The organism is Candidatus Latescibacter sp. IFSED24 (assembly GCF_058273205.1).
The window spans coordinates 1,043,945-1,066,793 of sequence record NZ_CM177850.1; the positions used below are offsets into that span (position 1 = coordinate 1,043,945).

The window sequence follows — 22,849 nt, forward strand, 5'->3', positions numbered from 1 at the left end:
CGGCTTTCCTGGACTCGCCCGGCGGCGCGGGCTAACTTCGGAGCTCTGGTTTCATCGGACGCCGCCGGTGTGCCGCGTCCCGAATGACAAGACGCCGGCAACAAGGAGCCGCACATGGATCGGGATCTGCCCTTCGAGCCCTATCGCATCAAGATGGTCGAACGCATCCACCGCGTCCCGCGGCCCGAGCGTGAACGGCTGCTCCGCGAGGCGGAGTACAACATCTTCAAGGTCCCCTCGGCGGCCATCTACATCGATCTGCTCACCGACAGCGGCACTTCGGCCATGAGCGACCGCCAGTGGGCGGCCATGATCACCGGCGACGAGGCCTACGCCCAGAGTCGGAGCTGGGACGATTTCCAGAGCACCATCGTGCGCGTCACCGGCTATCCGCACGTGATTCCCTGCCACCAGGGACGCGCCGCCGAGAACCTGCTATTCGGCGTGCTCGTCAACGAGCAACACGTGATCCCCAACAACATCCACTTCGACACCACCCGGGCCAACGTGGAGTTCCGCGGCGCCGTGGCGCTGGACTGCGTCTGCGACGAGGGCCTGGACCCCAACCTCGAGGCCCCGTTCAAGGGCGACATGTCGCTGGCCAAGCTGGCCGCCGCGTTCGAGCGCTATCCCGGCCGCATTCCCTTCGTGATGCTGACCATCACCAACAACAGCGGCGGCGGCCAGCCGGTGAGCCTGGCCAACGTCCGCGAGGTCTCGGCGTTCTGCAAGCAGCAGGGAGTGCCCCTGTATCTCGACTGCGCCCGCTTCGCGGAGAACGCCTGGTTCATCAAGCGCCGCGAGGACGGCCAGCAGGACCGGAGCATCGAGGAGATCGCCCGCGAGTTCTTCGGCCACGCCGACGGCTGCACCATGAGCGCCAAGAAGGATGCGCTGGTGAACATCGGCGGGTTCATCGCGCTCAAGGACGGCGGCCTGGCCCAGCGACTCGCCGCGCGGCTGATCATCCAGGAAGGCTTCCCCACCTACGGCGGCCTCGCCGGCCGCGACCTGGCCGCGGTGGCCGAGGGCCTGCGCGAGGTGCTGGACGAGGAGTACCTCACCTACCGTATCGAGCAGGTCGCCCGCATCGGCGAGCGGCTCGACCAGCACGGCGTGCCCTACCTGCGCCCCGCCGGCGGCCACGCCATCTACCTCGACGCCAAGGCCATGCTGCCCCACATCGCCCCGGCGCGCTTCCCCGGCGTGAGCTTCACCGCGGCGCTCTACCTGGAAGCTGGCATCCGCGCCTGCGAGATCGGCAGCCTGATGTTCGAACATGCCGATCCCGAGACGGGGGAGATGGTCTCGCCCGAGATGGAGCTGGTCCGCCTGGCCATCCCGCGGCGCGTCTACACCCACACCCAGCTCGACTACGTCGCCGATGCCTGCGCCCGGGTCCGCGACCTTGGCGAAAGGCTGCAGGGTCTCGAGATCGTCTGGCAGCCCCCGGCGCTGCGCCACTTCCTCTGCCGGCTGCGCCCCGTGGGGGACGGTGAACTCATCACCACCTGAGGTCGGATGCGACGCACGTGAAGATGCTGCTGGTTCCTGCTGACTGGCCCCTGGAAGCCGCCCTTACACCGCTGGTGTGGGGCGCCGCGGAACGCTTGGGGCTGACCGGACGTCTCGGTAGCCTGACCGTGGTCGTGGACGCCATCGCCGCCGACGATCGCGGCTGGCTCCGCCTCGAGGGACCGGCGGACGCTCCGGCGCTCACCCTGTGGTTACATCCCGATCAGGTGCTGGGCGACCGTCCCGGCCACGACCCTGCGCGCCCCGTGGCTCGCGACTGGGTGCTGGCGCCGGCGCCGGCGGAGGATGCGCCGCCGGCGCTGGCGGAGTTCTCGGCCCCCAACGCCCAGCGCTTCCTCTACCAGCAGCTGACCCTGGTCGGCGACATCCTCGACGGCAAGCTCGTTCCGGCCGAGATCCCCCTCTCGCTGGCCGAGGCCTTCCAGGAGGCCTGGCTCGTCACTATCGACGGCCGGCTGCAGCGCGAAGGCCTGCCGCACCTCAGCGCCGCCGAGCGCCGCCGGCGATTCCTGCGGCTTTTTTCGCCGGCCGGAGTGCTCACGCCGCGGCACTGGACCATCTTCAACGGGTTCTGGGAAGGACGGATCGCCGACCAGGCCGATGTCCTGGCCAAGGTCCGCCTGCTGCCGCCACTGTCGCGTCGGCCGCGCTGGTGACGCGGTTTCCAGCCATCGGCATTTGCATTTTTCACGTCGAGGCCCCACTTTCATGACACCGGCCGCCCCAAGCCGGTTAGAGTGTTGACGGCCTGGTGACCAGCGGATTACATTCCGCCTCGAGCCAGCTGTTGCGGCGCCCGCTCGCGCCGCCATCCGAGTACCCATAGGGAGGTTGATTTCATGAAGGTGTCGCGTCGCTGGGCGTCCTTGTTCGTGCTTGGTTCGCTGACCTTGCTGGTCCTCGCCGGCCTGGTCGGCTGCGGCGAGAAGGAAGAGGTCGACCCCTACCTGTACGCCTCCCTGAACGACATCATGAAGGGTGCCATCCAGGATACGGTCACGCGCAACTTCACCTTCGAGATCGACGCCCCGCAGTTCGACTACGTGCGCGGCCAGGTCGGTATCGTGCGTGACGGCAACCAGCTGCACTTCTTCGTGGCCAGGGATCTCGAGAATCTTTACCCGCGTCTGCAGGGTGCGCTGCTCGGCGTGAAGCAGACCTTCAGCCCGCAGCCCACGCACGTGGTGCTCGAGCGGATCAAGCGCAACGGCGTCATCGAGGCCGACAGCATGGCCGCGCCCGAGCCCTACGTCCTGCCGCGCCTGCTGCGCGCCAGCGCCATCGACATCAAGGAGCCGGGCAACAACCTGAAGGAAGCCAAGTGGAACAAGCGCGAGTCGCTGCAGCTCTTCCTCCCCGAGAACGAGGAAGATCCGCCGCTGCGCTTCCAGTTCGGCATCGACAAGATCGTCTGGGTGCCCAAGCACGACCTGCCCGACAGCGTGAAGCAGAATCCCAGCGAGGATGACATGGCGTTCTACGCCGTGCTTCCCGAGGCCTCGTTCCAGCTCGTGGACCTGGCGCCCGGCGTGGATTACATGCTGCACATGCTGATCGACAAGGACCTGCCCATCATCGGTTCGATCTCGCCGATCAGCATGGACCTGGAGTACCAGAACCGGAAGATCGAGCACGAGGTGCTGGGCCACGTGGTCGGCACGCTGCGCCTGAACTGGTTCAAGTATGCCAACACCTTCGTGCAGGGGTCCCGCGAGGACTAGCCGCCCCGGCCCGTCGCTCGAGGTGCAGGATCAAGGAGAAGCCCCCGGCCAGCGCGGCCGGGGGCTTCTGCGTGGGACGCCGCCGGTCCAGCTCAGCCGAGCAGCTGGGCGAGCTCCCAGTTCGTGCGCACGATCGCATTGTCCGCGCCGGCGCGTTTGCGCAGCGCGCTGGTCTTGAACTTGTTGGCGATGATCCCCACCATGACGCCGCTCTTGCCGCTGATGAGCAGCTCGGTGGCGTGGTGGGTGATGCGGGTGGCGAGGATGCGGTCGAAGGCGCTGGGCGCGCCACCCCGCTGGATGTGGCCGAGCACCACCATGCGCACGGGGCGGTTGAGGCGCTGGTTGATCTCGTAGGTGATCTGGCTCGCCCGGCCGGCACCCTCGGCGACGATGATCAGCGCGTGATACTTGCCGTCGTCGTAGCCGGCCTCGATGCGGTGGCAGATCTCGTTGATGTCGTACTGGATCTCGGGTACCAGCGTCTCCTCGGCGCCCGTGGCCATGGCCACCTGCGCGGCGAGCAGGCCGTAGTTGCGGCCCATCACCTCGATGACGAAGATGCGTCCGTGGCTCGAGGCGGTGTCCTTGATCTTGTCCACCGCGTCGACGGCGATGTTCAGCGCGGTGTCGTAACCGATGCTGCGGTCGGTGCCGTTGATGTCGTTGTCGATGGTGGCCGGCACGCCGATCACTGGCAGGTCGAAGGTCCGCATGAGCTTGTCGGCGCCGCGGAAACTGCCGTCGCCGCCGATCACCACCAGCCCGTCGAGCTTGAGCTTCTTGAGCGCCTTGCCCACCGGCGCGGTGCCCTCGTCGGTGGCGAACTCCGGGTAGCGGAACGTGCGCAGGATGGTGCCGCCCTGGTGGAGGATACCGCTGACCGAGCCGTGCTCCATCACGTCGGCGTCACCCTCGGCCAGCCCCTTCCAGCCGCGACGGATGCCGATGGCCTCGAGGTCGTGATGCCAGATCGTGCGCACCGCGGCCCGGACGGCTGCGTTCATGCCGGCCGCGTCACCGCCACCGGTCAAGACCCCGATCCGCTTCATGTCGTGCCTCCTGTGGGCGGCGTCGGCCGCTCCCGCTCTGGGTCCTGTGGTGCGGCCCGGCGGCGATGCCAGGCCGCGATCCTCTCCATCCGTTCGACGAGCTCGCGCTCCCAGCCCTTGCCCCGCGGACGGTAGAACTCGCGCCCGGCGAGAGCTTCGGGTAGGCAGCTCATGGCGGCGATGCCCGCCTCGGTGTCGTGAGCATAGACGTAGTCGCGGCCGAAGCCCAGGTCCTTCATGGTGCGCGTGGGGGCATTGCGCAGATGCACGGGGACCGGCGGGTTGTGCCCGTGCTGCACCTCGTGCTGCGCAGACTTGAAGCCGATGTAGAGCGCGTTGCTCTTGGGGGCCAGCGCCAGGTAGACGGTGGCCTGGGCCAGGGCCAGGGCTCCTTCCGGCAGTCCGATGAAGTGCACCGCATCGCGGGCCGCCAGGGTCTGGGGCAGGGCCTGGGGGTCGGCCAGTCCCACGTCCTCGCTGGCGAAGCGGACCAGGCGCCGCGCGAGGTAGAGCGGATCCTCGCCGCCCTCGAGCATGCGGGTCAACCAGTAGAGGCTGGCCTGGACGTCGCTGTTGCGCAGGCTCTTGTGCAGCGCGCTGATAAGGTTGAAGTGCTCGTCGCCGTCCTTGTCGTAGCGCACGGCGCGATGCTGGATGAGCTGGTCGAGGTCGGCCACATCCACGGCACCGTCGGCGGAGGGTTCGCCACGCTCCGCGGCGGACCGCCGGCGTTCGGCCACGGCCCCGGTGACGCTGTCGAGCAGGCCCAGCGCCTGGCGCGCGTCTCCCTCGGAGAGCTCGGCCAGGGCGCTCAGGGCCGCGTCGGTCAGCGTGATGTCCCGCTCGGCCAGGCCTTCGGGGCTGGCCAGGGCGCGGCGGAGCAACTCGACCACGTCGGCCGGCGCCAGCGGCTCGAGCACGAACAGGCGCATGCGCGAGAGCAGCGCGGCGTTGACCTCGAAGCTGGGGTTCTCGGTGGTGGCGCCGATGAGCGTGATGTCCCCGCGTTCGACCCAGGGCAACAGCGCGTCCTGCTGGGCCTTGTTGAAGCGATGGATCTCGTCGAGGAAGAGCACCGTGCGCAGGCCGGTCACGCGGCGCAGGCGTTCCGACTCGGCCATCACCGCCTTGAGCTCCTTGGCGCCCACACGCACCGCGCTGTACTCGAGGAACCGTGCCTCGGTGTGGCTGGCCACCAGGCGAGCCAGCGTGGTCTTGCCGCAGCCGGGCGGGCCCCAGAACAGGAGCGACGGCAGCGCGTCCCCCTCGAGCAGCGGTCGCAGCGGCCCATCGCTGGTCAGGAGGTCGGCCTGGCCCACAACCTCCGCGAGGGTCCGGGGGCGCAGGCGATCGGCCAGCGGCCGGGTCTTCGCGTGGTCTGCATCCACGCGACGCGGGGCGGGCTCGCCGCCGGCTGGGTTGAAGAGGTCGGCATGCATGCCGGGCATTCTAGCGTGTCTGTGGATTGGTGCAAGGGCGGTTGCCGCGCGGGTCGTTGACTTGGCCGGCCAGGATGGCTAACCTGCTCTCTTCGCTGCGATGGCTGAAATGTGCCAGTCAGGAGGGGCCATGGCCCGAGCGATCCTCATCATCCTCGACGGCGTGGGCGTGGGCCGAGCACCCGATGCGGCCCGCTACGGAGACGAGGGGAGCGACACCCTCGGCAACCTCGCCAGGCGGGTCGGCGGTCTCGAACTGCCGACCCTGGCCGGCCTGGGGCTGGGCAACCTGCACGACATACCGGGCGTGCCGCCGGCGGTGTCCCCGCGCGCCGGATTCGGTCGCCTGCGCGAGGTCTCCGCGGGCAAGGACTCCACCACCGGCCACTGGGAGCTCATGGGCCTGGTGACCACCACGCCGCTGCCGACCTATCCCGACGGTTTCCCCGCCGAGGTCATGGCCGAGTTCACCCGTCGCACCGGCTACGGCTGGCTGGGCAACAAGGCCGCCAGCGGGACCGCCATCATCGCCGAACTGGGCGAGGAGCACGTGCGCACCGGCAAGCTCATCGTCTACACCTCGGCCGACTCGGTCTTCCAGATCGCGGCGCACGAGGAGGTCGTCCCGCTCGACGAGCTGTATCGGGTCTGCGAGGAGGCCCGCGCCATGCTCGTGCCGCCTCACGAGGTCAGCCGCGTTATCGCCCGTCCGTTCCGCGGCTCCGCGGGCAGTTACGAGCGCACGCCCAACCGGCACGACTACTCGGTGGCGCCAGGACCCGGGCTCACGCTCCATGCCCTGCGCGCGGCCGGGGTCCACGTCGAGACCATCGGCAAGATCTACGACCTCTACGCCGGTGCGGGTATCGACGCCACCCGGAAGAGCCGGTCCAACACCGAGGGCATGCACCTGCTCGCCGAGCGCTACGCGACGCTGCCGGACCCGGCGTTCCTCATGCTCAACCTGGTGGATTTCGACATGCTCTGGGGCCATCGCAACGACCCCGAGGGCATGGCCCGCGGCCTGGTCGAATTCGATGGCTGGCTCGCCGGATTCCTTGACCGGCTGCGCCCCGACGACCTGCTGTTGCTGACGGCCGATCACGGCAACGACCCCACCACGCCGAGCACCGATCACTCGCGGGAGGAGGTCCCGCTGCTGGCGGTGCTGGGTGACCGCCAGCCGGGACCCGACCTCGGTCTGCGTGCCAGCTTCGCCGATCTCGGCGCCACCGTCGCCGAGTTCTTCGCCGCCGCCCCGCCCGCGGCCGGTACCAGCTTCCTGGCCCAGCTGCGCCGGGAGCCAGGAGGTGACCATTGAGTGAGAGTTACGACTTGCTGATCCAGGCGGCCTGCGAGGCGCGCCAGGAGAGCTACAGCCCCTATTCGGGATTCCGGGTGGGCGCGGCGCTGCTCTGCGCCGACGGTCGGGTGGTCACGGGCACCAACGTGGAGAACGCCAGCTTCGGGCTGTCGCTCTGCGCGGAGCGGGCGGCGGTGGTGCGGGCGGTGGCCGAGGGACGCCGCCAGTTCAAGGCCATCGCCATCTGCGCCGACGGCGTCTCCCCGACCCCGCCCTGCGGAGCGTGCCGCCAGGTGCTGCTGGAGTTCGCACCCGACCTGGAGGTGATCCTGGCCGGGGACCAGGGGCCGGCTGGTGAGGTCCTGCGGACCACCATCGGCGAACTGGTGCCACACGCCTTCATCGACTACCGGGGCGGCCGTCAGGCCGCCGGGCGCAAGGAGCAGCCATGAGCGAAGCCTGGACACACGGTGGCAATGCTCGCCGCGAGGAAGTCTTCCTGCGGGCCTACGGCGGCGAGGGCGCCCGCCGGAGCGACGTGGAACCCGCCGCCGTGCATACGCCGGAGGATCTGGCCCGCTGCATCGACCACACCCTGCTCAAACCCGAGGCCACCCGTGCCCAGATCGATCTCCTCTGCCATGAGGCCAAGCAGCACAACTTCGCCGCGGTCTGCGTGAACCCGCGCTTCGTACCGCTCTGCAGCCAGATTCTGCAGGGAAGTACCGTCGCGGTCTGCACTGTGGTCGGCTTCCCCCTGGGCGCCGCGGACACCGAGATCAAGGCGCTCGAGGCCCGGCGCTGCGTGCAGTTCGGCGCCGGCGAGATCGATACCGTGATCCCCATCGGAGCGCTCAAGGGCGGGGACCACGCGACGGTGTTTCGCGACATCGCCGCCGTGCGTCGCGAGACCATGGGGCTGGCCGTGCTCAAGGTCATCATCGAGTGCGTGCTGCTGACCGACGAGGAGAAGGAGACCGCCTGCCGGCTCTGCCTCGACGCCGGCGCCGACTTCGTCAAGACCAGCACCGGCTTCGCCGGCGGCGGGGCCACCATCGCCGACGTGACACTCATGCGGCGCATCGTCGGAGGCGCCATGGGCGTCAAGGCCGCCGGGGGCATCCGCGACCGCGCCGCGGCCGAGGCCATGCTGGCCGCCGGCGCCAACCGCCTGGGCACCAGCAGCGGCGTGGCCATCGTCAAGAACCTGGCCTAGGAGAGGGCGCCATGGACATCCTGGAGATCATCGAGGCCAAGAAGCGCGGTCGCGAACTCACCGCCGATCAGATCGCGAGGCTGGTGACCGGCTTCACCGCCGACCAGGTACCGCGCTACCAGATGGCGGCGTTCCTCATGGCGGTCTGGTTCCGCGACATGACCGCGGAGGAGACCGCCGCGTTGACCGACTGCATGCTGCGCAGCGGCGCCCAGCTCGACACCTCGGACCTGGGCGGGCCGAGCGCCGACAAGCACTCCACCGGTGGCGTGGGGGACAAGGTCTCGCTGTTGCTGGCCCCGCTGGCGGCGGCCTGCGGTCTGCGGGTCCCCATGCTCTCGGGGCGCGGCCTGGGCCATACCGGCGGCACCCTCGACAAGCTCGAGGCCATCCCCGGCTACCGGATCCATCTCGACAACGACGCGTTCCTCGACGTGGTCCGGCGAGTCGGCTGCGCCATCGTCGGTCAGAGCGGCGACATCGCCCCGGCCGACGGGCGCATCTATGCGCTGCGGGACGTCACCGCCACCGTGGATTGCGTGCCGCTGATCACCGCCTCGATCATGTCCAAGAAGCTGGCAGCCGGGCCGGAGACCATCGTCATCGACCTCAAATGCGGTTCGGGCGCCTTCATGACCGACCTGGCACAGGCGCGACGGCTGGCCGGAGCCCTGGTGGGCGTGGGCCGGGCCTACGATCGCCGCATGGCGGTGCTCTTCACGGACATGTCCCAGCCCCTGGGCGTGGCGGTGGGGCACGCCAGCGAGACGCTGGAGGCCCTGGCGGCCCTGCGTCCGGGGGGGCGCGCCACTGCGCCGGCGAATCTGGTCGAGATCACCGAGGAGCTCACGGCGGCCATGGTGGCCACAGCCGGTCTGGCGTCAGACGCCACGGAGGCCCTGGCCCAGGTGCGGACCGCCTGGGACGGCGGTGCTGCCTGGGGATGCCTGCGGAGCTGGATCGAAGCCCAGCGCGGCCAGCTCGATTGGGAGGCCGACGACCTGGGTCTCGTGGTCGCGCCAGTGGCCGGAGAGGTCACCGCTCCGCGCGACGGCTGGCTCACGGTCACCGATTGCCGGGCGGTGGGCCTGGCCCTGGCCGATCTGGGCGGCGCACGCCTGCAGGTGGAGGATGCCATCGATCACAGCGTGGGCATCGACTGGCTCGTCCGCACCGGCGACCGGGTCCAGGCGGGGCAGCCGGTGGCGCGCTTGCGAGCGCCCGCCGATCGCGACCTCGCAGCCAGCATTCAGCGGCTGAGCGCGGCGTTCCGCGTGGACGAGGAACCCCGCACCCCGCTGCCGATCGTGCTGGAACGCCTCTCCTGAGCCACCAGGCTCAGAACTCGTCGTCCTCGTTGCGGTTGTCGAGGGTCTCGAAACCCTTGTCCACACCCGAGAGGTCGTGCAATTCCCCACCATGCACGTCGCAGACGGTCTGGGGGAACCGCCCGGGCAGGAAGACCTCCATGGCGGTGGAGTCGCAGTTGCTGGTGGCCAGCAGCCCCGACTCGAGGCAGATCAGCTTCTCGATGATCGCCGGTGGCCGCACGAAGGGCTCGTCGCCCTTCTCGTCGGTGATCTGACCCATGAATCGCGCCCAGATGGGCAGCGCCTGGTGCGCACCCGTGGCGTTGCGCCCCATGGGCCTGGGTGCGTCGAAGCCGACCCAGATGCCGCCGCAGAAGCTCGGCGTGTAACCGCAGAACCAGGCGTTGGTGCTCTCGTTGGTGGTGCCGGTCTTGCCGGCGCCGGTCTTGGTGAAGCCGCGCCAGCGCGCGCTCTTGCCCGTGCCCTCCCGCAGGGTCGTCTGCAGCAGGTCGGTGATGAGGTATGCCTCGGCGGGGTCGAGCACCTCGTGCTGACGGATCCGTGCCTGGAAGAGGACCTCGCCATCGAGGGTCTCCACCCGGGTGATCAGGTGCTGGTCGACCCGGACGCCATGGTTGGCGAACGTGGCGTAGGCGCCCACCACCTCGCGCAGGGTCACCTCGCCGGCGCCGAGGAAGAGGGCGGGCACGTGGGGGAGTTCGCTGGTGAATCCCAGCCGGCGGACGTTGTCGAGCACCGGCTGCAGGCCGAAGTCGAGGTACAGCTTCGCCGTGGGCGTGTTGATCGAGCGGCTCAGGGCGTAACGCAGGGTCACGGGACCCCGGAAGCGGTTGCTGAAGTTCTTGGGGCGCCACAGGCTGCTACCGGTATCCAGGACGAAGGGGGTGTCCAGCAGGATGCTCGCCGGAGTGTAGCCCTGCTGCAGGGCCGTGAGGTAGACGAAGGGCTTGAAGATGGAGCCGGGCTGACGGGAGGCTTGCCAGGCGTTGTTCCAGCGGGTGTCGGCGAAATCGCGGCCACCCATCATGGCCAGGATCGCTCCGGTGCGGACATCCTGCAGCAGGCCGGCGCACTGCAGGTAGTCGGCGGTCTCTGGCCGTTCACCGGCGGTGCTGAGGCTGTCGAAGAGCGCCTTGGTCATGGGGTAGTCGAATTCGTCCTCGAGCGTGGCCATGTGCTCGCTCGCCGCCGCCTCGAGCCAGGTCTGGTAGCGGGGGATCAGGGTTGTCCAGACCCGCAGGCCGTCGGTGTAGAGCTTGTCGGCGCCGTAGTTCTGTTCCAGATCCTTGCGGACTTCCTCGACGAAATAGGCGGCGAAACCCGCCTCCACCGGGGCGTTCTGGGGATCGAAGACCACCACTTCGGTGGCGCCGATGGTCTCGGCTTGGGCGCGGGTCAGCTTGCCGGCGGCGACCATGGACTGCAGGACCACCGCGCGGCGGCGATAGGCTCGGTCCAGGTGGCGCAGGGGGGAGTAGTGTTCCGGGAGCTGGATCATGCCGGCGATCATGGTGGTCTCGGCGGGCTCGAGATCCCAGACATCCTTGCCGAAGAAGAGGTTGGCCGCGGCCTGCACGCCATAGGTCCCCTTGCCCAGGTAGATCTGGTTGAGGTACATGGCCAGGATCTCGTCCTTGGTGTAGATCTGCTCGATCTGCACCGCCACGATCATCTCGCGCAGCTTGCGCGTCATGAGCTTCTCGCTAGGCAGCAGCCGGGGAAAGAGATTGCGGGCCAGCTGCATGGTCAGGGTGCTGGCACCCGGGCTGCTACTGCTGGAGAGGTTGATCCAGACCACACCCACCAGACGCTTGAGGTCGATGCCGTAATGCGAATAGAAACGGCGGTCCTCGATGGACACCACGGCTTGCTGGAGGTGGGTGGGGATGCGTTCGAGCGGAACGACGGTCCGGTTCTGGGTGAAGAATTCCTGCAGCGTATCCCCGTCAGCGGCGAAGATGACGGTCTTCTCGGAGGGTTGGATGTTGCGCAGGTTGTCGAGGGAGGGGAGGTCCTGTGAGAGCCGGTCGAGCAAGAGGAGGGAGCTGGCCGCCGCCGCCAGGAATAGCAACAGGAAGAGAGCGAGCAGTCGCCTCACCCATCGCTGTGGAATGGACTTATTCAGGATATTGGCCATGATCCTCGTTCCCTCTCCAGATGTCGACGGGCGTCCTTGCCGATACTACATTAGGAGAATGGCGACACCACGTAAAGAAACGCAAAGGCCAGGCCTGAAAATAATTTGAAGGAAATGTGTTTTTCGGTTTGACAGGGGAACGAGATGCGCATAGATTGCGCCCCCGTTGCCCATGCTGCTGAACGCAGCACCAGCGGGTGACCGGCGAGGAGACCACCGGGTGGAATCGCCGAGAGACTTGAAAAAAAATCGACTTCCAGGTTGACAGAACTTCAAGTCTCGCTTAACTTACCCGGTCCGCGCCTGAGTCAACTCGGGCCGGCCCAACCGGCGGCAAGATCGACGGTTCTGATCTTTGACAACGGAATAGCGTGCGACGGCCCGATTAACCGCAGTTCCGAGCCTCGAGGCGAGGGTGCTTAGGCACCTGGACCGAGGGGCCTTGCGAACGCGAGAACACACGGGAGCAATCGCTTCTGTTGTTCAAATATTTTTTGACAACGGAGAGTTTGATCCTGGCTCAGAACGAACACTGGCGGCGTGGATTAGGCATGCAAGTCGAACGGGAAAGTTCCCTTCGGGGAATGAGTATAGTGGCGAACGGGTGAGTAACGCGTGGGAAACCTGCCCTTAAGTGGGGGATAACAGGCCTAACGGCCTGCTAATACCGCATGTGTCCCCAGGATCGCATGGTCCTGGGAAGAAAGGTGGCCTCTCCTTGGAAGCTGCCGCTTAAGGATGGTCCCGCGTCCCATTAGCTTGTTGGTGGGGTAACGGCCTACCAAGGCTCCGATGGGTAGCCGGCCTGAGAGGGTGTCCGGCCACACTGGGACTGAGATACGGCCCAGACTCCTACGGGAGGCAGCAGTCGAGAAGCTTCGGCAATGGGCGAAAGCCTGACCGAGCGACGCCGCGTGAGCGAATGAAGGCCCTATGGGTTGTAAAGCTCTGTCAGATTGGGAAGAAAACTTCGTGGTTAATACCCGCGAAGCTTGACGGTACCATCAGAGGAAGCACCGGCTAACTCCGTGCCAGCAGCCGCGGTAATACGGAGGGTGCAAGCGTTGTTCGGATTCACTGGGTATAAAGGGTGCGCAGGCGGCCTGATAAGTCAGAGGTGAAATATGTCGGCTCAACCGGCAAACGGCCCCTGAAACTGCCAGGCTTGAGTCCGGGAGAGGATGGTGGAATTCCTGGTGTAGCGGTGAAATGCGTAAATATCAGGAGGAACACCAATGGCGAAGGCAGCCATCTGGCCCGGTACTGACGCTCAGGCACGAAAGCTAGGGGAGCGAACAGGATTAGATACCCTGGTAGTCCTAGCCGTAAACGATGGGCACTAGGTGTTGGAGGAGTCTACCCCTTCAGTGCCGCAGCTAACGCATTAAGTGCCCCACCTGGGGAGTACGATCGCAAGGTTGAAACTCAAAGGAATTGACGGGGGCCCGCACAAGCGGTGGAGCATGTGGTTTAATTCGATGCAACGCGAAGAACCTTACCTGGACTTGACATGCAGGGGACAGGTGCAGAAATGTACCCTTCTTCGGACCCCTGTGCAGGTGCTGCATGGCTGTCGTCAGCTCGTGTCGTGAAATGTTGGGTTAAGTCCCGCAACGAGCGCAACCCCTGTCTTCAGTTGCCATCAGGTCATGCTGGGAACTCTGGAGAGACTGCCGGTGACAAACCGGAGGAAGGTGGGGACGACGTCAAGTCATCATGGCCCTTACGTCCAGGGCTACACACGTGCTACAATGGTCGGTACAATGGGCTGCGATACCGCGAGGTGGAGCGAATCCCAAAAAGCCGGCCTCAGTTCGGATTGGAGTCTGCAACTCGACTCCATGAAGTCGGAATCGCTAGTAATCGCGTATCAGAACGACGCGGTGAATACGTTCCCGGGCCTTGTACACACCGCCCGTCAAGTCAACCGAGTTGGCTGCACCCCAAGTCGCTGAGCTAACCCGTAAGGGAGGCAGGTGCCCAAGGTGTGGTTGGCGAGGGGGACTAAGTCGTAACAAGGTAGCCGTATCGGAAGGTGCGGCTGGATCACCTCCTTTCTAAGGAGCCTAGAGTCCTGACGGCCTGTCCGTCGGGAGCTCAGGTAGAACGGAACTGCTGGGTCGCGCACGCTATTCCCTTGCCAAAGGCAGGATTGTCATCCTGTCCTCGGCTTGATGGGCCTATAGCTCAGTTGGTTAGAGCGCACGCCTGATAAGCGTGAGGTCGCTAGTTCAAATCTAGCTAGGCCCACCAGGATCAGTCGTTCGCTGGGGATATAGCTCAGTTGGGAGAGCGCCGGCTTTGCAAGCCGGAGGTCGCCGGTTCGATCCCGGCTATCTCCACCAACGTCCAGGCTCACATGCCTTGTCCGTTCTTTGACAACCAAATATAGAGGGTAGCTACATCGTCGAGGAGAGCGTCTCTTCTCACACTGATTAAGCTACTAAGGGCACTTGGCGGATGCCTTGGCGCTGTGCAGCGATGAAGGACGTGGTTAGCTGCGATAAGCCTCGGGGAGCGGCAAACACGCGTTGATCCGGGGATTTCCGAATGGGGAAACCCACTGCGGGTAAACCTGCAGTATCCCTTGACTGAACACATAGGTCTTGGGAGGCGAACGGGGTGAATTGAAACATCTCAGTAACCCCAGGAAAAGAAAACAATTGTGATTTCCTAAGTAGCGGCGAGCGAACGGGAAACAGCCTAAACCGACTTCGTGTTAAAGCGAACGGGCGTTGCGTAGTCGGTGTTGCGGGAGCCACCTGGGAAAACCGTTTTTTTCCCAAGGAGTTACAAAGTCCATGCCTAGTCGAACAGTCTGGAAAGTCTGGCCACAGAAGGTGATAGCCCTGTAGGCGAAAGACATGGACCTCCTGGTGGATTTCCCAAGTACCGCGGGACACGAGAAATCTTGCGGGAATCTAGCTGGACCATCAGCTAAGGCTAAATATGACACAGCGACCGATAGTGAACCAGTACCGTGAGGGAAAGGTGAAAAGTACCCCTGGAGGGGAGTGAAATAGTACCTGAAACCAAGTGCCTACAAGCGGTCGGAGGATCTTCGGATCTGACGGCGTGCCTTTTGCATAATGAGCCGGTGAGTTATCGTGTGCAGCAAGGTTAAGCGTCGAAGGCGCGAAGCCGTAGCGAAAGCGAGTCTGAATAGGGCGAAGAGTTGCATGCGGTAGACCCGAAGCCGAGTGATCTAGCCATGACCAGGAGGAAGCGTCAGTAACATGACGTGGAAGTCCGAACCAGGGTCGGTTGAAAACGGCTTGGATGAGTTGTGGCTAGGGGTGAAAGGCCAATCAAACTCGGTGATAGCTGGTTCTCCCCGAAATAGTTTTAGGACTAGCCTCGTGTTAGTTTGCCGGAGGTAGAGCACTGAATGGGCTAGGGGCCCCACAAGGTTTACCGAACCCAATCAAACTCCGAATGCCGGTTAAATGATGCACGGGAGTCAGGCTGCGGGTGATAAGATCCGTAGCCGAGAGGGAAACAGCCCAGACCCTCGGCTAAGGTCCCTAAATCCAACCTAAGTGATAGAAGGAAGTTGAACTGCCCAGACAGCTAGGAGGTTGGCTTAGAAGCAGCCATCCTTTAAAGAAAGCGTAACAGCTCACTAGTTAAGTGGTTCGGCGCCGAAAATACTCGGGGCTTAAGGTTGGTACCGAAGCCAGGGATCCGTTGCTTGCAACGGATGGTAGGGGAGCATTCCGTAGGTGGTTGAAGCAGTATCGCGAGATATTGTGGACATATCGGAAGAGCCTATGCCGGCATGAGTAGCGATAAAACAGGTGAGAAACCTGTTCGCCGTAAGCCTAAGGTTTCCTGAGGAAGGCTAATCCGCTCAGGGTAAGTCGGCCCCTAAGCCGAGGCCGAAAGGCGTAGGTGATGGGAATCCGGTTAAAATTCCGGAACCTGGTCAATTTCGTTTGTACGATGGGGTGACGCAGAAGTGAAAGTTCAGCGCACTGATGGATGTGCGTCCAAGGATGTAGGGGGAAGATCTAGGTAAATCCGGATCTTCTTAACCCCGAGATCTGATGGGGAAACGAGCCTTCGGGCAAGCCAACTGAACCTAATCATGCTGCCGAGAAAAACCTCTAAGGAGAGATTGGCCAGACCGTACCGTAAACCGACACAGGTAGGCGAGGAGAGTATCCTAAGGCGCTCGAGAGAACCCTGGTAAAGGAACTAGGCAAAATGGCCCCGTAACTTCGGGAGAAGGGGCGCCATAAGTAAGTGAAGCGGTTTACCCGTGGAGCTAAAAGTGGCCGCAGTGAAAAGGCCTTGGCGACTGTTTACTAAAAACACAGGTCTCTGCCAAGTCGTAAGACGACGTATAGGGACTGACACCTGCCCGGTGCCGATCTGTTAAGGGGAGGGGTTAGCTTTACGCGAAGCTCTGAACCGAAGCCTCGGTAAACGGCGGCCGTAACTATAACGGTCCTAAGGTAGCGAAATTCCTTGTCGGGTAAGTTCCGACCTGCACGAATGGTGTAACGATCGAGGCACTGTCTCTACCAGGGACTCGGCGAAATTGGAGTGGCGGTGAAAATACCGCCTACCCGCAGCTAGACGGAAAGACCCCGTGAACCTTTACTACAGCTTCGCATTGGGTTTAGGTATTGCTTGTGTAGGATAGGTGGGAGGCTGTGAAGCGGGCACGCCAGTGTTCGTGGAGCCAACCTTGAAATACCACCCTGGTAATGCTTGGGCTCTAACCCGACTCCGTAATCCGGGCCGGGAACAGTGCGTGGTGGGTAGTTTGACTGGGGCGGTCGCCTCCTAAAAAGTAACGGAGGCGCGCAAAGGTTCCCTCAGCGTGGTTGGCAATCACGCGTCGAGTGCAAAGGCATAAGGGAGCTTGACTGCGAGACCGACAAGTCGAGCAGGAGCGAAAGCTGGTCTTAGTGATCCGGCGGTTCCGCATGGAAGGGCCGTTGCTCAACGGATAAAAGGTACTCCGGGGATAACAGGCTGATCTCCCCCAAGAGTCCACATCGACGGGGAGGTTTGGCACCTCGATGTCGGCTCATCACATCCTGGGGCTGAAGAAGGTCCCAAGGGTTTGGCTGTTCGCCAATTAAAGTGGTACGCGAGCTGGGTTTAGAACGTCGTGAGACAGTTCGGTCCCTATCTGCTGTGGGCGAAGGAGAATTGAAGGAAGCTGTCCCTAGTACGAGAGGACCGGGATGGACGTACCTCTAGTGTACCTGTTGTTTCGCCAGAGGCATCGCAGGGTAGCTATGTACGGCCGGGATAAGCGCTGAAAGCATATAAGCGCGAAGCCCCTCCTAAGATAAGTTCTCCCAGACGTAAGTCTCTAAAGGCTCCAGGTAGACGACCTGGTTGATAGGCTGCAGGTGTAAGCGCAGTGATGTGTTCAGCCGAGCAGTACTAATAAGCCGTGCGGCTTAATCATTTCTGAGAAGAGATTCCTCCTCGCGTGTAGATGCCCTCTATATTTGGTTGTCAAGTGAACGGCTTGACTTTCGGCGGCCATAGCACGATGGAACCACCTGTTCCCATTCCGAACACAGAAGTGAAACTTCGTTGCGCCGATGGTACTGCAGGGTAGCCCCTGTGGGAGAGTAGGACGCCGCCGGATTCTCCAGAAAGACCCCCGAGCAATCGGGGGTCTTTCTCTTTTAAACCATCAGGAGAGGACCATCGAAATTCGGCGGTCCTCTTCTTTGTGCCAGGCGGTATCGGCGCCTATCTTAGCCGGGATCGTTCGGTGAAAATCTCTGTCCGGGATGGTCGCGACATGAAGGAACAGCAGATCGAGGACGTGAAGGAGATCCTGACCTCAGACCCCAGCGCCCCCTTCGCCGAGGGGCCACGGCGTCTCAACGAGTGGGAATGCTATCAGATCCTCGACCGGCTGGGGTTGGACCGCGGCCCGGCGGCCTACCTGCCCTCGCATGCCCCAGAGACGGACCGCAAGGCATGGGCCAGCGCTGCAGCCGATCTTGCCGATGAGGAAGGACGACTGCTGATCAAGATCTGCGGACGGCGGATCCTGCACAAGACCGAGGCCGGCGGCGTGAAGATCCTGTACCTGGCCGGAGAAGCGGCGGTGGTCGATCGCATCCTCCGGGCGGCCGAGGCCATGATCGCGGCCGTGGAGGCCCACGGCATGGGGGAAGAGATCGAGGGCGTGCTGGCCTGTAGCTTCGTCCCGCATCGAGCGAACACGCCCGGGCAAGAGGTCCTGCTGACCCTCAAGCAGGACATGGCCTTCGGACCGGTCGTCGTGGTCGGCATCGGTGGGACACTGACGGAATGGTATGGGAAGGGCAGCGGGGGACGGTCCACCCTGGTCTTTCCGGCGCAGGATCTCGACCGCGATCGCCTGGCCGAGGTCCTGCAGGCTCACCCCCTGCTCTCGATCCTCGCCTGGCCTTCGCGCCTGTATGCGGAGCCGCCCATCGCCGTCAGCCGCCTGATCGAGGCCATCATAGCCCTGGGGGCCCTGGGCAAGGCCTTCGGCCCCGACCGGGAGGACCGGCCGACCATCGAAGAGCTCGAAATCAATCCTGCCGTGGCCAGCGATGGACGGCTCGTCGCCCTGGATGGTGTCGGCATGGTCTCGGACCGTCGCTGGCCCGACAGCCTGCGCCCCACTGCCAAGATCCGGCCGTTGCTCGAACCACGCAGCGCCGTGGTCATGGGCGTCAGCAGCAAGGGCGCCAACCCGGGGCGCATCATACTCGACAACCTCAAGCGGAGCGAGGGCCCGGTCCGCGACAACCTGGCCGTGATCCATCCACGCGAGCAGGAGATTGCCGGAGTCCCGTGCTTCCCCACCTGTGCGGATCTCCCCGACAAGGTCGACCTGGCCGTGGTGGCCATCCCGGCCGAGGGGGCTCTTGCGGCCATCACCGAGCTGGTGGAGACCGATCGTGCCGAGTCCATCATCCTGATCCCGGGCGGGTTCGCCGAGACCGGCGAGCACGGACTGGCCCGGGAGATCGAGGCCCAGCTCGAGCGCGGCCACGCCGGTGCGGGTGGGGGGCCGGTGATGGTCGGTGGCAACTGTCTGGGCATCGTCAGCCGCGAGCATTACAACACCTTCTTCATCCCGCTGTACAAGCTTCCCTTCCATCCGGGACGCGGCGGCAACCTCGCCATCGTCAGCCAGTCGGGTGCCTATCTGGTGACCTTCGCCAGCAACTACGACGGCATCATCCAGCCCCGGGCCAGCATCAGCTACGGAAACCAGATGGATCTGACGGTGGCCGACTTCCTGGCGCACTTCCTCGAGGACGAGCGGGTCGATGTGATCGCCTGCTACATCGAGGGGTTCAAGCCGGGCGATGGGGCGAGATTCCTGGACGGGATCGCCGCGGCACGACACAGCGGCAAGCGCGTGGTGGTGTTCAAGGCGGGCAAGACGCCCCTGGGCGCCCAGGCTGCCGCCAGTCACACGGCATCGCTGGCCGGGGACTACGCCGTGGCGAGGGCCTGCCTCGAGGCGGCCGGTGCCGACGTTGCCGAGACACTCGACGAATTCGAGGACCTGCTGAAGACCTTCACCCTGTTGGCCGGACGACCGGCCAAGGGACAGCGCGTGGGCATCCTCAGCAACGCCGGGTTCGAGTGCAGCACGGTGATGGATGCCCTCGGCGAACTCGAACTGGCCCCCTTCGACGAAGCGACCCTGGCGCGGCTGGCAGCAGCGCTGCCACCCATCGCGCACCGTGACAACCCCATCGATGCCACTCCCATGGCGAATACCGATTCCTACGTGGCGACCTCGGCGGCGATCCTAGATTGCCCGCAGGTGGATGCGGCCATCCTCTCGGCGGTGCCGGTGACGGGAGCCCTGGATACACTGGCCGCGGCCTGTGACGGAAGTCATGGCGAGGACCTTTCACGTCCAAAGGCGCTCGGACACCGCTGGCTCGAGATCATGGCTGCCAGTGTGAAGCCCGCAGTGGTGGTGGTGGACGCCGGCGACCTCTACGACCCGCTCTGCCGCCAGCTCGAAGCGGCGGGTGTGCCGGTGTTCCGCAAGATCGATCGGGCCGCCCGGGCCCTGGCGGCATTCTGCCGCGCCGGTGGCTGATCCGGAATTGCCAAGGCGAGGGAGGGGGCGGTGAAACGACTGGCCCCCTCCCGTCGTTTAGCCTAGCATGGAACGCGTGCGAAACATTCTCACAGTCCGGAGAGGTCAGCCATCATGCGCAAGTTCTGGATCGTCTTCGCCATCATCGCCCTGGTGATCGGTGGGGGGTTGGGATTGTTGTGGCGTGCCGCCACGTCGTTCGAACCCGCCACGACCAGCTCGGGAGGTGTGCTGCACTGGCATGCCAGCGGTCCCTATCCCGAGCAGTCCACCGACGATTTCTTGGAACAGTTGCAGTATGGCAGTGGGATCAGCTTCCGCGAGCTGCTCTTCGGCCTGAAGCGCGCCGCTGCTGACAACGAGGTCAAGGCCCTGGTCCTGGACCTGCGTGGGCTGGCTCTGAACTGGGCGCAGCTCGGGGAGCTCTACACGGCGGTGCAGGGCGTGCGCACAGGGGGCAAGGAGGTCTGGGCTTGCCTCGAGGCCGGGGGCAATGCCGATTACGCCCTGGCGGCGGCGGCCGACCACATCGTCATGGCGCCCGAGGGGATGCTCATGGTGCTGGGCGTCTCCGCCGAGCTGGCGTTCCTGAAGGACACCCTGGCCAAGGCCGGCCTGGAAGCTGATTTCGTGCACGTGGGCAAGTACAAGAGCGCGCCCGAGCAACTCACGCGCCGGGAAGCCAGCGAGGCCAACCGGGAAATGACAAAGGCCCTGGTCGACGAGCGCTACGAATTGCTGGTGGACCTCATCGCCCGGGGCCGCGGGGTGGACGCAGCCACGGTGCGCGGCTGGATCGATATCGGCATGTTCGACGCCGAGACTGCGCTGGCCACGGGTCTGGTGGACACCCTGCTCACGGTGGACGACCTGCTCGACGGATTGCTGCCCGATGAGGACGTGGCCGACCTCGAGGATTATGCCCGTGGCGGCGGTCGCGGTGGTGCTTCGCACCGTATCGCGCTGGTGGTGGCGTCCGGGACCATCGTCTCCGGAGAATCCCGGCGCGACAACTTCCAGGGTCAGCTGGTCGGCAGCGACACGGTGATCGACCAGCTGGCTTCCGCCCGCGAGGATGACGATATCGAGGCCGTCCTGTTCCGGGTGCACAGCCCCGGCGGCAGTGCGCTTGCCAGCGACCTCATCTGGCGCGAGGTCGAGCGCCTGCGCGAGGTGAAGCCGGTGGTGGTCAGCATGGGCGGCTACGCCGCCAGCGGGGGTTATTACATCTCCTGTGGTGCCGACTCCATCTTCGCCGACGCCGGCACCCTCACGGGGTCCATCGGGGTCTTCGCCGGCAAGATGAACTGGTCCGGCCTCTACGACAAGCTGGCCGTCCACCGCGAGTTCATCACGCGCGGCGAGAATGCCCTCCTCTGGCACGACAGCGATGGCTTCACGCCGGCACAGCGCCAGCTCTTCCAGGCCCAGCTCGACCGGTTCTACGAGCGCTTCCTCGCCAAGGTCTCGGCCGGACGCGGCCTGGACCGCGATGCGGTTCACGCCGTGGCCCAGGGCCGGGTATGGACCGGCCGCCAGGCCATGGCGCACGGACTGGTCGACGGGCTCGGCGGCCTGGATCGCGCGCTGCAGTCGGTCAAGGCCCTGGTGGGCGCCGCTCCGGACGAGAAGGTGGCCGTCCACACCTATCGTAAGAAGCTCTCCTGGCTCGAGCGGGCCATGCTGGATGCGCTGCGTTCCCATGGCGGTCTGGCCACCGTGGCGGCCCAGGACCCTCTGCAGTCGTTGCCGGCGCCTCTGGCCGAATCAGCGCGAGCATTGGCCCGGACGGGGCTGGCCGACGTGGCACCCCTGCTCGACGGTCGCCCTCTGGCCCTCATGCCCTGGCGGGACGTGCCCCGTCAAGGTGGGGTGACGGTCCCGTAGCGCTTCAGGTCGAGGCCTTCCGGCAACCGTTGCCAGAGCCTGGCCGCGCGGCGTTCATCCGGCGAAGGTCCATCCACCAGTGGTGGCGCATCGCCCCAGAGGAGATGGATCCTGTCTGACGTATGTCCCCAGAGGAGCAGGGCGTGACCCAGTTCGTGAGCCAGCCCCCGCACGGCATATGGGCGGTCCTCGGGGCCGTCGTAATTATCGCCCGCCGCGATCCGCACGTGCAGCGGCTGTCCGCTCGCATTGCGGCGGGTGAGCTGGGCCATGAGCGGCGGAGACCGCCGCGTTCCTGAATAGTGCGCCAGGCGCACGCCCCAGGCCGCGTCGGCATCCCAGACGAAGAATGGTGCCGCTTCTCCGTCATTCCAGCGCTGGACCGCCTCGCGCAGGCAGGCCGCAAGATCGACCGCGCCGCTGATCGCCTCGGGTGCGCTCACCGGAACCGGCGATTCCGGCCAGTGCACCACCATGGCGTCGAAGCGCGGCAGGGTGAGCGAGCGGAGCAGGCTGACCAGGTCTGGGTAGGCCGCCGATTCCGTGGCCAGTCGAGGCAGCGGCGGGGTTTCGCCGAGCGCCAGGGGCCTGGGAACCCGGATCGCCAGCCAGCAGGAGTCCGCCGGGACCAGGGTCAGCGTCGTCTCTGCCGGCTCCCCACTCAAGGTCCAGACGTAGCGACCAGCCGCAGCTTCGAGCCTGGCCTCACCGGAACGACCCGCCTCGCTGTACCAGGACCAGCGCCAGTGGCCTTCCCGGAGCAGCAAGGGGTCCTTCAGGATCGCCTGTCCGGTGCCGATCTGGAGGGTGGGTGCTGGCGATGGTGCCTCGGTTGGGCTGCAACCGTAGACCAGCAACGCGGTTGAGACCAGTGCGCTCAGCAGAACGGCGTTGCGCGGAACCATGTCGACCTGCCTGCGGGAGGGGGCCGGGCGGCTTGCAGCACGATCCGGACCCCCGGCAGCGAAGCCGGAAAAGGCATGGACCCCAGGCCATCTGGTGGATATCCTCCCCCGCAGGATTCAGGGAAGGGTGTCGCCCATCGCTGTCAGGTTCGGGGCATGGGACAACGCCGGTTGCCGAGGTCGCCGGAGACCCTTAATCTGAGGTCTTCGCCTGGGTGTCATTCGAAGCTGAGAGGACGTGACCG

Annotated in this window: 13 protein-coding genes, 2 tRNA genes and 3 rRNA genes; 14 read left to right on the top strand and 4 right to left on the bottom strand. The window is 65.1% G+C overall.

Annotated elements, in window-relative coordinates; genetic code table 11:
• The first annotated feature begins 114 nt into the window (after positions 1–114).
• The 3 genes from IFSED24_RS04170 to IFSED24_RS04180 all read left to right on the top strand — a co-directional run bounded on the left by IFSED24_RS04170 (position 115) and on the right by IFSED24_RS04180 (position 3,257).
• A complete protein-coding gene (locus IFSED24_RS04170; protein ID WP_491333967.1) occupies positions 115–1,515 on the top strand; it encodes a tryptophanase in 1,401 nt (466 codons plus the stop codon).
• Between the two features lie 17 nt (positions 1,516–1,532).
• Positions 1,533–2,192 (top strand): hypothetical protein, encoded by a 660-nt coding sequence (locus tag IFSED24_RS04175; RefSeq protein ID WP_491333968.1) that lies wholly within the window; start codon positions 1,533–1,535, stop codon positions 2,190–2,192.
• A gap of 183 nt (positions 2,193–2,375) precedes the next feature.
• A complete protein-coding gene (locus IFSED24_RS04180; RefSeq protein WP_491333969.1) occupies positions 2,376–3,257 on the top strand; it encodes a hypothetical protein in 882 nt (293 codons plus the stop codon).
• Between the two features lie 92 nt (positions 3,258–3,349).
• Here IFSED24_RS04180 and IFSED24_RS04185 read toward each other — a convergent pair whose 3' ends face one another.
• The gene (locus tag IFSED24_RS04185; RefSeq protein ID WP_491333970.1) at positions 3,350–4,309 is read right to left on the bottom strand and encodes an ATP-dependent 6-phosphofructokinase; all 960 of its coding nucleotides are present in this window, start codon (positions 4,307–4,309) and stop codon (positions 3,350–3,352) included.
• The gene (locus IFSED24_RS04190) at positions 4,306–5,748 is read right to left on the bottom strand and encodes a replication-associated recombination protein A (RefSeq protein WP_491333971.1); all 1,443 of its coding nucleotides are present in this window, start codon (positions 5,746–5,748) and stop codon (positions 4,306–4,308) included. Before IFSED24_RS04190 ends, IFSED24_RS04185 begins: the two co-directional genes overlap by 4 nt.
• 130 nt (positions 5,749–5,878) lie before the next feature.
• On the opposite strand from IFSED24_RS04190, the gene IFSED24_RS04195 reads away from it, so the two are divergent.
• Genes IFSED24_RS04195 through IFSED24_RS04210 form a run of 4 tightly spaced genes read left to right on the top strand, consistent with a single transcriptional unit; the run spans position 5,879 to position 9,595 of the window.
• Positions 5,879–7,069, top strand: a complete 1,191-nt coding sequence (locus IFSED24_RS04195) for a phosphopentomutase (protein WP_491333972.1) — start codon at positions 5,879–5,881, stop codon at positions 7,067–7,069.
• Complete coding sequence (locus tag IFSED24_RS04200; RefSeq protein ID WP_491333973.1) at positions 7,066–7,503, top strand: cytidine deaminase; 438 nt, start codon at positions 7,066–7,068, stop codon at positions 7,501–7,503. The genes IFSED24_RS04195 and IFSED24_RS04200 overlap by 4 nt, the downstream gene beginning before the upstream one ends.
• Positions 7,500–8,267, top strand: coding sequence for a deoxyribose-phosphate aldolase (deoC, locus tag IFSED24_RS04205; protein WP_491333974.1), 768 nt, complete (start codon positions 7,500–7,502; stop codon positions 8,265–8,267). The genes IFSED24_RS04200 and deoC overlap by 4 nt, the downstream gene beginning before the upstream one ends.
• Before the next feature lie 11 nt (positions 8,268–8,278).
• Positions 8,279–9,595, top strand: a complete 1,317-nt coding sequence (locus IFSED24_RS04210; RefSeq protein ID WP_491333975.1) for a thymidine phosphorylase — start codon at positions 8,279–8,281, stop codon at positions 9,593–9,595.
• A 10-nt stretch (positions 9,596–9,605) separates the two neighbouring features.
• On the opposite strand, the gene IFSED24_RS04215 is transcribed toward IFSED24_RS04210, so the two are convergent.
• Positions 9,606–11,696: a penicillin-binding protein 1A gene (locus IFSED24_RS04215; protein WP_491333976.1), complete on the bottom strand. Its 2,091-nt coding sequence runs from the start codon at positions 11,694–11,696 to the stop codon at positions 9,606–9,608.
• 536 nt (positions 11,697–12,232) lie between these two features.
• On the opposite strand from IFSED24_RS04215, the gene IFSED24_RS04220 reads away from it, so the two are divergent.
• From IFSED24_RS04220 to sppA, 7 genes are all read left to right on the top strand, one after another.
• A 16S ribosomal RNA gene (locus tag IFSED24_RS04220) occupies positions 12,233–13,792 on the top strand.
• A gap of 119 nt (positions 13,793–13,911) precedes the next feature.
• A tRNA-Ile gene (locus IFSED24_RS04225) sits at positions 13,912–13,988 on the top strand.
• Positions 13,989–14,004: 16 nt separating this feature from the next.
• Positions 14,005–14,080, top strand: a tRNA-Ala gene (locus IFSED24_RS04230).
• Between the two features lie 88 nt (positions 14,081–14,168).
• A 23S ribosomal RNA gene (locus IFSED24_RS04235) occupies positions 14,169–17,163 on the top strand.
• A 69-nt stretch (positions 17,164–17,232) separates the two neighbouring features.
• Positions 17,233–17,349: ribosomal RNA gene (gene rrf / locus IFSED24_RS04240) — 5S ribosomal RNA — on the top strand.
• Together the 16S, 23S and 5S rRNA genes with 2 tRNA genes alongside form the textbook arrangement of a ribosomal RNA operon.
• Positions 17,350–17,508: 159 nt before the next feature.
• Positions 17,509–19,812 carry an acetate--CoA ligase family protein gene (locus IFSED24_RS04245; RefSeq protein WP_491333977.1) on the top strand — a complete coding sequence of 768 codons (2,304 nt, stop codon included), beginning with the start codon at positions 17,509–17,511 and terminating at the stop codon, positions 19,810–19,812.
• A 114-nt stretch (positions 19,813–19,926) separates the two neighbouring features.
• Positions 19,927–21,699 (top strand): signal peptide peptidase SppA, encoded by a 1,773-nt coding sequence (gene sppA / locus IFSED24_RS04250; protein WP_491333978.1) that lies wholly within the window; start codon positions 19,927–19,929, stop codon positions 21,697–21,699.
• On the opposite strand, the gene IFSED24_RS04255 is transcribed toward sppA, so the two are convergent.
• Positions 21,675–22,604, bottom strand: a complete 930-nt coding sequence (locus IFSED24_RS04255; RefSeq protein ID WP_491333979.1) for a hypothetical protein — start codon at positions 22,602–22,604, stop codon at positions 21,675–21,677. The genes sppA and IFSED24_RS04255 overlap by 25 nt on opposite strands.
• Positions 22,605–22,849: the final 245 nt, after the last annotated feature.